The 11,958-nt window shown below is 71.7% G+C and carries 9 protein-coding genes; 2 read left to right on the top strand and 7 right to left on the bottom strand.

Annotated features, from left to right (window positions below; translation table 11 throughout):
* Positions 1-61 precede the first annotated feature (61 nt).
* A complete protein-coding gene (locus tag CW359_RS30830) occupies positions 62-1,483 on the bottom strand; it encodes a diaminobutyrate--2-oxoglutarate transaminase family protein (RefSeq protein WP_105973512.1) in 1,422 nt (473 codons plus the stop codon).
* 459 nt (positions 1,484-1,942) lie between these two features.
* Here CW359_RS30830 and CW359_RS30825 point away from each other — a divergent pair, with 459 nt between their 5' ends.
* Entirely contained in the window at positions 1,943-3,169 is a 1,227-nt protein-coding gene (locus CW359_RS30825; RefSeq protein WP_198655449.1) for a trypsin-like serine peptidase, read from the top strand.
* Positions 3,170-3,305: 136 nt separating this feature from the next.
* On the opposite strand, the gene hflX is transcribed toward CW359_RS30825, so the two are convergent.
* The 6 genes from hflX to miaA all read right to left on the bottom strand — a co-directional run bounded on the left by hflX (position 3,306) and on the right by miaA (position 11,484).
* Positions 3,306-4,802: a GTPase HflX gene (hflX, locus tag CW359_RS30820; protein WP_105973472.1), complete on the bottom strand. Its 1,497-nt coding sequence runs from the start codon at positions 4,800-4,802 to the stop codon at positions 3,306-3,308.
* A gap of 167 nt (positions 4,803-4,969) precedes the next feature.
* Complete coding sequence (locus CW359_RS30815; protein WP_105973471.1) at positions 4,970-6,436, bottom strand: M1 family metallopeptidase; 1,467 nt, start codon at positions 6,434-6,436, stop codon at positions 4,970-4,972.
* A 69-nt stretch (positions 6,437-6,505) separates the two neighbouring features.
* A complete protein-coding gene (locus CW359_RS30810; protein WP_105973470.1) occupies positions 6,506-8,740 on the bottom strand; it encodes a RelA/SpoT family protein in 2,235 nt (744 codons plus the stop codon).
* A gap of 297 nt (positions 8,741-9,037) precedes the next feature.
* Positions 9,038-9,907: a diaminopimelate epimerase gene (gene dapF / locus CW359_RS30805; protein WP_105973469.1), complete on the bottom strand. Its 870-nt coding sequence runs from the start codon at positions 9,905-9,907 to the stop codon at positions 9,038-9,040.
* Positions 9,908-9,945: 38 nt separating this feature from the next.
* Complete coding sequence (locus tag CW359_RS30800) at positions 9,946-10,437, bottom strand: DUF1129 domain-containing protein (RefSeq protein ID WP_105973468.1); 492 nt, start codon at positions 10,435-10,437, stop codon at positions 9,946-9,948.
* 108 nt (positions 10,438-10,545) lie between these two features.
* Complete coding sequence (miaA, locus tag CW359_RS30795; RefSeq protein ID WP_105973467.1) at positions 10,546-11,484, bottom strand: tRNA (adenosine(37)-N6)-dimethylallyltransferase MiaA; 939 nt, start codon at positions 11,482-11,484, stop codon at positions 10,546-10,548.
* Positions 11,485-11,665: 181 nt separating this feature from the next.
* Here miaA and CW359_RS30790 point away from each other — a divergent pair, with 181 nt between their 5' ends.
* A complete protein-coding gene (locus CW359_RS30790) occupies positions 11,666-11,941 on the top strand; it encodes a hypothetical protein (RefSeq protein ID WP_105973466.1) in 276 nt (91 codons plus the stop codon).
* Positions 11,942-11,958: the final 17 nt, after the last annotated feature.

Genomic DNA, 11,958 nt, shown 5'->3' with positions numbered 1-11,958 from the left:
TTGTTCGGGTGCGCGTGCGGGGAGGGCGGACAGGGGCGGTACGGGTGTGAGTCGGGCCTGGCTACCCCGTTCGCCCGGAGTGCGTGCCGGCCTGCGGACGCCCCTCGGTGTGGCCGCGGGCCACCGCCGCCACGGCGTCGGACAGCCGGTCGAGCACCGCGTCGGTCTGCTCGTCGGTGATGGTCAGCGGCGGCAGCAGCCGGACGACGCTGGCCTGTCGTCCGCCGAGTTCGACGATCAGTCCCCGGCGCAGACACTCCCGCTGTACGGCGGCGGCCAGCTCGGGCGCCGCGGGGTGCGGCCCTCCTTCGGCCGGGCCGGGGAACACCTCGGGGTCAGCGTCGGCGGGGTCGGAGGCGGCCCGCTCCGCCCCCGGTTCGACCAGCTCCACCCCGATCATCAGACCGCGTCCGCGCACATCGCCGATGATCGGGAACTCGGCGGCGAGTTGCCTGAGCCGGGCGAGGATGCGCGGGCCCAGGGTGGCCGCCCGCTCGGCGAGGCCGTGCTCGCGGACGTACGCCAGGGTGGCCGTACCGGCGGCCATGGCGAGCTGGTTGCCGCGGAACGTGCCCGCGTGGGCGCCGGGTTCCCAGACGTCGAGGTCGTCGCGGTAGACCACGACGGCCAGCGGCAGGCTGCCGCCGATGGCCTTGGACATCACCATCACGTCAGGGGTGACCCCGCTGTGCTCCACCGCCCAGAAGGCGCCGGTGCGGCCGACGCCGGTCTGGATCTCGTCGGCGATCAGCGGGATCGAGCGGGCCTCGGTGATCCGCCGCATACGCCGCAGCCAGACGTCCGGCGCGGGAATCACCCCGCCCTCGCCCTGGACGGGTTCGAGGATCATCCCGGCGGGCAGGGGCACGCCCGACTTGGTGTCGTCGAGGACCGACTCGGTCCAGCGGGCGGCGAGTTCGGCGCCCCGCTCGCCGCCCATGCCGAACGGGCAGCGGTAGTCCTGGGGGAAGGGCAGCCGGGCGACCCGTACGTCGGCCGCGTGGCCGGAGGCGTCGAGCGATCCGGCGGTCATGCCGTGGTAGGCGCCGGTGAAGGCGAGCATGCCGGTGCGGCCGGTCGCGGCGCGCACGAGCTTGAACGCGGCCTCCACGGCATCCGTCCCGGCCGGTCCGCAGAACTGCACGCGCGCGTGGTCGGCGAGTCCGGGCGGCAAAGTGCGGAACAGCTCGGTGATGAACGCGTCCTTGACGGGCGTCGCCAGATCGAGGACGTGCAGCGGCGCCCCCGAGTCGAGGACCTTGCGGATCGCCTCCAGGACGACGGGGTGGTTGTGCCCGAGGGCCAGGGTCCCCGCGCCGGAGAGGCAGTCGAGGTAGCGGCGGCCGTCGGCGCCCTCGATCGTCAGCCCGCGCGCGCGTACGGGCACGATCGGGAGGGCGCGCGCATAGGTGCGTGCCGCCGATTCGCGCGCCGACTGGCGCCGCAGAATCCCCTCGTGCGCCCCGCGCGCGCCCGCGCACATCTCGGTATCCGCGTCCACCTCGGCGGACGTCCGGGATTCCCGTGCCCCCGCGCGCTCTCCGGTCTCGATGGACTCCCGCAGCCCCAATGTCCCAACTCCCCCTGCTCAACCGCTCTGCCGCCCCGCCGGCCGCCAACTCGCCGAGACACTCCTCCCGTTACCAACACCCGGCGCCCGGTCCGGGTCACGGGTCGCTTCAAGATCCTTACGGGGATGGGGATCCCGCTGCTACGGCACACCCCCGTGGACACCCCGTAGGCAACCCGTAGGCATCGTGCGGGCGCTCCGGAATCAGCCGTGACAGGACGTCACACCGGCCCTCTGGGAGGCGATCGGCAGACCGGGGACCCTGTTGCGAAACAGTTGCCGTTCCGGCGGATGGCCCCCATGGGGAACGCATAGTGTGTGGTGCCGTGCGGGGAAAGCACACGGTTCGACCACGCCAGGGGGAGTCAGACAATGCGACGCATACGCCCACCCTTCATCGCCCGACACGGGAGGGGAGCGCGCCGTGGAACCGCCCCCGTACCGGCCGTCGTCGGCCTCGCCGTGGTGCTCGCGCTCACCGTCACGGCCTGCGGCTCCGACTCCGGGGACGCCGCCGCGGACGGGCCGGCCTCCGCGTCGGCGGCCGACGGCGGCGACGGGAAGATCACGATCCCGGACGGCCTCAAGGACAAGCTCAAAGAGCACGGCATCGACATCGACAAGTGGAAGAACGGCGCCTGGAAGAACTGGGACAAGGACGACTGGCTGCGCGAGGCCGAGGACTACGTCAACCCGATCATCGAGGGCCTCTGGGACGCGGACCGGATGCGGGACGCCGACGACCCGGAGAAGAGCGTCGACACGAACGACCTCACGGGCGACCAGGGCGTCACCGACCCCACGCCGAGGGCGGTGCAGGCGAAGGCCGTGGCACCCGACTACCACTCCAGCGTGCCCGAGGCGGGCAAGGTGTTCTTCGACGCCCCCGAGGGCACAATGGTCTGCTCGGCGACCGTGGTGGCGGACCCCGCCAACCCCGGGAAGTCCAACCTCGTCTGGACGGCGGGCCATTGCGTGCACGCGGGCAAGAAGGGCGGCTGGTACCGCAACATCGCCTTCGTGCCGTCGTACAACGACGCGGCCAGGTCGAGCACCGAGGTGGAGAACGCCCCGCGCGCGGAGATCGCCCCCTACGGCGTCTGGTGGGGTGACTGGGCGCAGACCTCGGACCAGTGGATCCGGCAGGGCGGTGCGACGGGCGGCGACGGCGCTCCGTACGACTTCGCGGTCATCCATGTGACGCCGGAGAAGGGCGGGAGCGGCAAGTCGCTGGAGGAGACGGTCGGTTCGGCGCTTCCGGTGGACTTCGACGCGCCCGCGGTGACGCAGGTGGAGAGCATCACGGCGACCGGCTATCCGGCGGCGGCGCCGTTCGACGGCGAGACGATGTACCAGTGCCAGGACGCCCCGGGCCGCCTGTCGATCGCCAAGGCGGACCCGACGATGTACCGCATCGGCTGCACCATGACCGGCGGCTCCTCGGGCGGCGGCTGGGTCACCACGGGCGCCGACGGCAACCCGGCCCTGATCTCCAACACCTCGATCGGCCCGGTCAGCTCAGGCTGGCTGGCGGGCCCGAGGCTGGGCGAGGTGGCGAAGGGCGTGTACGACGAGGTGAGCGCGAAGTTCGCCCGTTAGCAGTGAGGTGGGCCCCATGCCTTCGGCATGGGGCCCACCTCAGGGGCGCGGGGCTGTATTCGATTTGCGGCTCCGCCGCGGGGCGCGAACAACCCCCACGCACCCGCAGCCAAACAACACACCCACCCGGCGGAGCCTAGAGCGCCGCTGCCGCCGGAACGTACGGCGACAGATCCGCCGCCAACTCCTCATGCACCCGCGCCTTCAGCAACGTGCCCTCCGCGGTGTGCTCCTCGGAGATCACCTCGCCCTCGGTGTGGGCACGGGCGACCAGCCCGCCGTGGGTGTACGGCACGAGCGCCTCGATCTCGACCGAGGGCCGGGGCAACTCGTTGTCGATCAGCGCGAGCAGTTCGTCGATGCCCTGACCGGTGCGGGCGGACACCGCGATGGACCGCGGCTCCATCCGCATCAGCCGCTGGAGCGTCAGCGGGTCGGCCGCGTCGGCCTTGTTGATCACGACGATCTCGGGTACGCCGGTGGCACCGACGTCCCTGATCACCTCGCGCACGGCGGCCAGTTGCTCCTCCGGCACCGGGTGCGAGCCGTCGACCACGTGCAGGATCAGGTCGGAGTCGCCGACCTCCTCCATCGTGGAGCGGAACGCCTCGACGAGGTGGTGCGGCAGGTGCCGTACGAAGCCGACGGTGTCCGCCAGCGTGTAGACGCGTCCGCCCGGTGTCTCGGTCCGGCGCACGGTCGGGTCGAGGGTCGCGAACAGGGAGTTCTCGACCAGGACGCCCGCGCCCGTGAGGCGGTTGAGCAGCGAGGACTTGCCCGCGTTGGTGTAGCCGGCGATGGCGACCGAGGGCACCTTGTTGCGGCGGCGCACCTGGCGCTGGACGTCGCGGCCGGTCTTCATCTCCGCGATCTCCCGGCGCATCTTCGCCATCTTCTCGCGGATCCGGCGCCGGTCCGTCTCGATCTTGGTCTCACCGGGACCACGGGTGGCGAGGCCGCCGCCCTTGCCGCCGCCCATCTGACGGGACAGCGACTGACCCCAGCCTCGGAGCCTCGGCAGCATGTACTGCATCTGCGCGAGCGCGACCTGCGCCTTGCCCTCCCGGGACTTGGCGTGCTGGGCGAAGATGTCGAGGATCAGGGCCGTACGGTCGATGACCTTGACCTTGACGACGTCTTCGAGGGCGATGAGCTGGCCGGGGCTCAGCTCGCCGTCGCAGATGACGGTGTCCGCGCCGGACTCGACGACGATGTCGCGCAGCTCCAGGGCCTTGCCGGAGCCGATGAAGGTGGCCGCGTCGGGCTTGTCACGGCGCTGGACGACACCGTCGAGCACCAGGGCGCCCGCGGTCTCCGCGAGGGCGGCCAGCTCGGCGAGCGAGTTGTCCGCGTCCTTGACGGTCCCCGTGGTCCAGACGCCGACGAGCACGACCCGCTCCAGGCGGAGCTGGCGGTACTCGACCTCGGTGACGTCCTCGAGTTCGGTGGAGAGGCCGACCACGCGGCGCAGGGCCGCGCGCTCGGAGCGGTCGAACTGGTCGCCGTCCCGCTCTCCGTCGATCTCGTGGCTCCAGGCGACGTCCTCTTCCATCAGGGCATCGGCCCGAAGACCTTCGGGGTAGGTGTGCGCGAGGCGCTCAGTGTCCTGGGAAGGGGAAGAAGAGGAGGTCATTGGGTCCTTACGTCGAAAGGGATGCCGTGTGCGGTGACGGAGCGTGCCCCGTCATCCACCACAACGCACGAGCGTCCCGGGAGATTCCCGGAACCCGTCCTGCGGGGCCGGTGGCAGTGCCGCCGACCCGACGATGGTCGCACGGCACGCCTCGTCTCGTCACGGTGTTATTTCGCGGCCTGTTTCACAGGTGCGACGGACTTCCAGTCGGGGTGACCAGGCATCGGCGGCGTCTTCTCGGCGTACAGCCAGGCCTGGAAGAACGCGCTCAGATCGCGCCCCGCGATGTCGGAGGCGAGCCGCTCGAAGTCGGCGGTGCCCGCGACGCCGTCCTTGTGGAGGCCGACCCAGGCCTCCTCCACGCGCTCGAAGGCCGGGCGGCCGATCTCCTGGCGGAGGGCGTAGAGGGCGAGGGCGGCGCCGTCGTAGACGTTCGGACGGAAGATGCCGATCTTCTGCCCGGGCTTGGGCGCCTTGGGAGCGGCCGGGGGTCCGCCGGAGGCCCGCCAGCGGTCGGAGGCGCCGTACGCGGCCTTCATGCGGTCCGCGAGCTTCCGGCCCGCCTTCTCCTCCGCGTACAGGGCCTCGTACCAGGTGGCGTGTCCTTCGTTGAGCCACAGGTCGGACCAGCTGCGCGGGCTGACGCTGTCGCCGAACCACTGGTGGGCCAGTTCGTGCACCATGATCGAGTCGACGTACCACTCGGGGAAGGCGGGCTCGGTGAACAGGTCTCTCTCGAAGAGAGAGAGGGTCTGTGTCTCCAGCTCGAAACCGGTGGACGCCTCGGCGATGAGCACCCCGTACGTCTCGAAGGGGTAGCGGCCGACCTTGCCCTCCATCCACTCGATCTGCGCGGGCGTCTTCTTCAGCCAGCGCTCCAGCAGCGCGCGGTCCTTGGTGGGCACGACGTCGCGCACGGGCAGCCCGTGCGGTCCGGTGCGGTGCACGACCGTGGAGCGGCCGATGGACACCTGGGCCAGTTCGGTGGCCATGGGGTGCTGGGTGCGGTAGGTCCAGGTCGTGGCGCCGCCGACCCGGTCGACACCGGTGGGCAGCCCGTTGGCCACCGCGGTGTACTCGTTCGGAGCGGTGACCCTGATGGTGAACATCGCCTTGTCGGAGGGGTGGTCGTTGCACGGGAACACCAGGTGCGCGACATCGGCCTGGTTGGCCATAGCGAGCCCGTCCTTGGTGCGCACCCAGCCGCCGTCCCGGCCGTCCGGGGACACCGGGTCGCTGGTGTGCCGCACGGTGATCCGCGTCCAGCTCCCGGCGGACAGCGGCTCCCTGGGCGTCACCACCAGGTCCTCGCCCGCACTGGTGAACGACGCCGGTTCACCGTCGACCTCGACCGAGTCGACCTTCCCGTGGGCGAAGTCGAGGTTGATCTGTTCGAGCTCTGTGGTCGTCCAGGCGTCGATGGTGGTGACGGCGGACAGCGGCTTGCTGTTGGTTCCGGGGTAGCTGAGGGCGAGGTCGTACGACGCCACGTCGTACCCGGGGTTGCCCAGGTGCGGGAAGAGGCGGTCGCCGACGCCCAAGGGGACCGCGGGGGCACTCGCGGCGACGAGGCAGACGGAGACGGCGGAGGCGAGCAGCGCCGAGGTGAACCGGGCGCGGGGGTTGAGCAGCATGCACCACCGCTACCAGCGCCCGCCCGCCGGAGGGCGGCGACTCGCGCCGGGCCCACCCGAACGGGTACCTCAGGGAACCGCCACGTGATGCTGCGCGCGACTGACGTCGAACACACCGGGGACGTTGCGCATGGCCCGCATGAGGGCCGGAAGGTGCGCCGCGTCCGGGAGTTGGAGCGTGTAGGTGTGGCGTACGCGCTGCTGGCTGGGGGGTTCGACGGTCGCCGAGACGATCGCGACGCCCTCCAGGGCGATGGCCTCGGTGAGGTCGGCCAGCAGATGGGGCCGCCCGAACGATTCGGCGACCAGGGTGACCCGCGCCTCCGTGGTGTCCCCCCAGTGCACGCCGACCTCCGCGCGCCCGGTGGCCTTCATGCGGGCCACCCCGGCGCACTCCACGCGGTGGACGGTCACGACTCCCCCGCGTACGGCGAAGCCGGTGACCTCGTCGGGCGGTACGGGCGTACAGCAGCCGGCGAGGCGGACGGTCGCGCCGGGCTGGTCGACGACGGCGGTGGCGGCGGCCGGGGAGGCGTCCGGGGCGGGCTTGGAGCCGTCCTGGGCCGGGCGGGCGCCGACGGCCTCACGGGCGGGCTCCACGGCGGTCTCCTCGGCCTCCGGGAGGTCACCTGGGGTGCCGGGCCCGTCGGCGGGCTCGTCGTGCGTCGGATGGGCGGCCAGCCAGCGCTGGATGGCGATCCTGGCGACGGGGGTGTGCGCGTGCTCCAGCCACTCCCTGGAGGGCTCGGAGGCCGGGTCCTGGCCCATGAGGAGCTGGACCGTGTCGCCGTCCCGCAGAACGGTGCTCAGCGTCGCCAGCCGGCCGTTGACCCGGGCGCCGATGCACGCGTGCGCGTCCTCGCCGTACTGGGCGTAGGCCGCGTCCACGCAGCTCGCGCCCTCGGGGAGCCCGAGCGAGCCGCCGTCGGCCCGGAAGACGGTGATCTCGCGGTCCTGGGCGAGGTCCTCGCGCAGGGTGGACCAGAAGGTGTCGGGGTCGGGCGCGGCCTCCTGCCAGTCGAGGAGGCGGGAGAGCCAGCCGGGCCTGGTGGGGTCGACGCGCTCGCCGTCGCCCGCGAGGTCGGCCCGCGCTCCGTCGCTGTCGGACTGCTCCTCCGAAGGAGGAGCGTAGGGATTGCCGAGGGCGATCACGCCGGCCTCGGCGGCCTTGTGCATCTGGTGGGTACGGATGAGGACTTCGGCGACCTGACCGTCCTTGCGGGCGACGGCCGTGTGCAGCGACTGGTACAGGTTGAACTTGGGGACGGCGATGAAGTCCTTGAACTCCGAGACGACCGGCGTCATACAGGTGTGCAGCTCGCCCAGTACGCCGTAGCAGTCGGCGTCCTCGTTGACGAGGACCAGGACCCGCCCGAAGTCGGAGCCGCGCAGGGTGCCGCGTTTGCGCGCGGTCCGGTGCAGGGACACGAAGTGGCGTGGCCGGATGAGGACTTCGGCCTGGATCCCCGAGTCGCGCAGTACCGCGCGTACCTCGTCGGCGATCTCGGCGAGCGGGTCGTCCTCGCGGGAGGCGTTGCCGAGGATCAGCTCACGGGTGTGCCGGTACTCCTCGGGGTGCAGGATCGCGAAGACGAGGTCTTCCAGTTCGGTCTTGAGCGCCTGGACGCCGAGGCGTTCGGCGAGCGGGATGAGGACGTCCCGGGTGACCTTGGCGATGCGTTCCTGCTTCTCGGGGCGCATCACGCCCAGTGTGCGCATGTTGTGCAGCCGGTCGGCGAGTTTGATCGACATCACGCGGACGTCGTTCCCGGTGGCGACCAGCATCTTGCGGAAGGTCTCGGGCTCGGCGGCGGCGCCGTAGTCGACCTTCTCCAGCTTGGTCACACCGTCGACGATGAAGCGGACCTCGGCGCCGAACTCCTCGCCGACCTGATCCAGCGTCACGTCGGTGTCCTCGACGGTGTCGTGGAGCAGAGAGGCCGTCAGGGTCGTGGTCTCCGCGCCGAGTTCGGCGAGGATCAGCGTCACGGCGAGCGGGTGCGTGATGTACGGCTCGCCGCTCTTGCGCATCTGGCCGCGGTGCGAGGACTCGGCCAGGACGTAGGCCCGGCGCAGCGGTTCGAGGTCGGCGTCGGGGTGGTGGGCGCGGTGTGCCTCGGCGACATGGCCGATGGCGTCGGGGAGCCGGTCGCGGGCGGCGGAGCCCAGGAACGCCGCTCTGCCGAGCCTGCGCAGGTCGATCCGGGGGCGGGCCCGGCGGCGGGGCGCGGGCGTCCCACCTTGCTCCAGCGAGGTGGACGTCACAGCACCTGGACTCGCGGGATTCGTGGCCTCCGCACTCATGGGCACCTCCGGCTACCTGGACCGGCGGACGGGATGCCCCATGGCGGACGGCGGCTCAGGGGATGACGTTGTTCCCCCGTCCGGGCCGGTGCTTGATGCTACCGAGCCCACCACGCGCGACTGACCACCTCTCGTCGAGCGTGAAACGGATCACCCATTCGAGCGACGGTTCGGTGGCTCATGCATTCGAGCCGCCCGATCCGGGACCGGCCATGATTCCGAGCCGGATCACCCTCACCGGCTACGGTTCCACAGCCCTTAGGACACACAGGCTTCGATGTCCAGCCGCCAACCGCGTCAGCTCGACGCGTTTTCCAGCCACTCCGCGTCGATCTCGCCCTCGGCGACGATCACCGCGGGTCCGGTCATCTCGATCTCGCCGTCGGCCCGCTCGGTGATCACCAGGCGCCCGCCGGGCACGTCGACGGTGTACGTCACCGGCGTCCCGGTCACGGCCGGGTCGGCGCCGTCGCGCCGGGCGGCGGCCACGGCGACGGCGCACGCGCCCGTGCCGCAGGACCGGGTCTCACCGGATCCGCGCTCGTGCACGCGCAGGGCGACATGGCGGGGGCCCCGGTCGACCACGAACTCGACGTTGACGCCGTCCGGGTAGACGGAGGCGGGGCTGACGGGCGGCGCGGTGAGCAGGTTCCCCGCGTGCGCGAGGTCGTCGACGAAGGCGACCGCGTGCGGGTTGCCCATGTTCACGTTCCGCGCGGGCCAGCCTCGCTCGCCGACGCGCACACTGACCTCCCCTTCGGGGAGGAGTGCCTTGCCCATGCCGACGGTGACGTCACCGTCCTTGGCGATGTGCACCCGCTTGACGCCCCCGCGCGTGGCGACGGTGATGTCCCCTTCGGCCGTGTGTCCGGCCCGCTGGAGGTAGCGCGCGAAGACCCGCACCCCATTGCCGCACATCTCCGCGATCGAACCGTCGCCGTTGCGGTAGTCCATGAACCACTCCGCCTCGCCCGCCATCGCCCTGGCCTCGGGATGCGCGGCGGACCGCACGACGTGCAGCAGCCCGTCTCCCCCGATGCCCGCACGCCGGTCGCACAGGGCGGCGACGGCGGCCGGGGGGAGGTCGATGAGGTTCCCGGGGTCGGGGACGATCACGAAGTCGTTCTCGGTCCCGTGCCCCTTGAGGAAGGCGATCCGCGTGCTCATTCCTCGATCGTACGGGGTGGGTACGACACCTTGAGCGGCTAGCGGAGCCGGGCCACGCGCCACACGGCGAGCCCGATCACCACGGTCACCGTCACGACGTAGGCCAGGACGATCCACCAGCCCCGCCGACGGCCGTCACCCAGCCCAGGCGCCGTGTACCCGACCCGGCGCGCGGCCATCATGCCCCAGCCCGCCGCGCAGGAGCAGATGAGCAGCCCCAGCATGGCGATGACCGCTCCGCTGTCGCCGAAGTCGAAGGCCAGCGGGAAGGCGAACATCAGGGAGCCGACGGCGGCCAGGACCACGATCGGGGCGAGCTGCCAGATGCGCAGCCGACGCTGCGGGCGCAGTTCGACCTCGACCTCGGGGCCGAGGAACATCTCGTCCGGTCCGGGTCCGTCGGCGGTCACGCCGCCCTGTGTGTCGTCGGGCCCGTCCGGGCTCAGACGGTCCTCGCCCTGTTCCGTTTCGCCACCGTCTCCGGTGACGTGTCCCGCGCCTTGTGCGGTGTCGCGAGGGCCGGCCTCCATCGCCACGCGCCCTCCCAACTCGGACTCCACTTGGTCGATCGAAGCTCGATGATGGCACGGCGCCGGAGGCCTGGATGACGGCCGGAGCGTCCCGATGCCATGACGTGATCAGGCTGTGACCGGTCGTTCGACCAACGCCAGTGCGAGGTGCGGAAGTTCTGTGAGATCCGCCGCAGCCCCACTCAACCAGTGCACCCGGGGATCGCGCCTGAACCATGAATCCTGACGGCGCGCGAAGCGCTTGGTGGCACGCACGGTCTCCGCGCGCGCGTCGTCCTCGCCGCACTCCCCCGCGAGCGCCGCGAGCACCTGCTGGTAGCCCAGCGCGCGCGATGCCGTGAGCCCCCGGCGCAGACCGTGCGCCTCCAGCGCGCGCACCTCGTCCACGAGCCCCGCCGCCCACATCCGGTCGACCCGGCGGGCGATCCGCTCGTCCAGCTCGGGGCGGGACACGTCGACGCCGATCTGGACGGTGTCGTACACGGAGTCGTGGCCCGGCAGGTTGGCGGTGAAGGGCTTGCCGGTGATCTCGATGACCTCCAGGGCCCGGACGATCCGGCGGCCGTTGCTGGGCAGGATCGCCAGCCCGGCCTCGGGGTCGGCGGCGGCCAGCCGGGCGTGCAGGGCGCCGGAGCCGCGCAGGGCCAGCTCCTCCTCCAGGCGGGCCCTGACCTCGGGGTCGGTGCCGGGGAATTCCATCTTGTCGACGGCGCCCCGGACGTACAGGCCGGAGCCGCCGACCAGGACCGGCCAGCGGCCCTCGGCGAGCAGGGCGTCGATCCGCTCGCGGGCGAGGCGCTGGTACTCGGCGACGCTGGCGGCGACGGTCACGTCCCAGATGTCCAGGAGGTGGTGCGGGACACCCCCGCGTTCCTCGGGCGTCAGCTTGGCGGTACCGATGTCCATCCCTCGGTAGAGCTGCATCGAGTCGGCATTGACGACCTCCCCGCCGAGACGCTGAGCCAGAAAAACGCCCAGATCGGACTTTCCGGCCGCGGTGGGGCCGACGACGGCGATGACTCGGGGGTTGGAAGGTGCGCTGCTCACCGTCCCAGTCTCCCAAACCCGCAACCCCTCCTCGAACGAGTTACGTGACGGCGGGGGTCCGGGGTCGTTGCCAGTTGCGAGGTTGGCGCCGCCGGTTTCGGCAGGCCGCAGCGGGGGCGACGCAAACGGACGCACCGGGCGACGCGGGATTTCGTCCGCACGAGTAACGTATGGAGTGGATATGGGTGTTTTTGCACGGCTTCTCGGACGGTCGAAGACCGCGGAGGAGGCGTCGGCCGCCGAGGAGCAGTCCGTCGCCGTGACGGACGGGTCCGCGGCGGAGGAGACGGAAGCGGCGAAGGGGTCGCCCGAGGCCGGCGGCGGTGCCGGGACGGAGAGCACGGCGGCGAAGCCGGAAACCGTGGCCGTGGCCGCCACCGAGGGCGTCGAGATCCCCAAGCAGCAGTCCGCCGAGGAGGCCGCCGACAGCGAGGCCGGTGAGGGCGCCCGCAGGTAACGGCCCGCGAGGGAAGG

Origin of the sequence: Streptomyces geranii, from assembly GCF_002954775.1 — a bacterium.
Taxonomy (GTDB): Bacteria; Actinomycetota; Actinomycetes; order Streptomycetales; family Streptomycetaceae; genus Streptomyces; species Streptomyces geranii.
The sequence above is the reverse complement of the archived record's forward strand: the minus strand, read 5'-3'. Positions and strand labels throughout refer to the sequence as shown.

Coding starts and splice junctions, on each gene's coding strand:
- CW359_RS30810 (WP_105973470.1), bottom strand. CDS start 8,740: ATGAGTGCGGAGGCCACGAATCCCGCGAGTCCAGGTGCTGTGACGTCC.
- CW359_RS30815 (WP_105973471.1), bottom strand. CDS start 6,436: ATGCTGCTCAACCCCCGCGCCCGGTTCACCTCGGCGCTGCTCGCCTCC.
- CW359_RS30800 (WP_105973468.1), bottom strand. CDS start 10,437: ATGGAGGCCGGCCCTCGCGACACCGCACAAGGCGCGGGACACGTCACC.
- dapF (WP_105973469.1), bottom strand. CDS start 9,907: ATGAGCACGCGGATCGCCTTCCTCAAGGGGCACGGGACCGAGAACGAC.
- CW359_RS30825 (WP_198655449.1), top strand. CDS start 1,943: ATGCGACGCATACGCCCACCCTTCATCGCCCGACACGGGAGGGGAGCG.
- CW359_RS30830 (WP_105973512.1), bottom strand. CDS start 1,483: ATGTGCGCGGGCGCGCGCGGGGCGCACGAGGGGATTCTGCGGCGCCAG.
- CW359_RS30790 (WP_105973466.1), top strand. CDS start 11,666: ATGGGTGTTTTTGCACGGCTTCTCGGACGGTCGAAGACCGCGGAGGAG.
- hflX (WP_105973472.1), bottom strand. CDS start 4,802: ATGACCTCCTCTTCTTCCCCTTCCCAGGACACTGAGCGCCTCGCGCAC.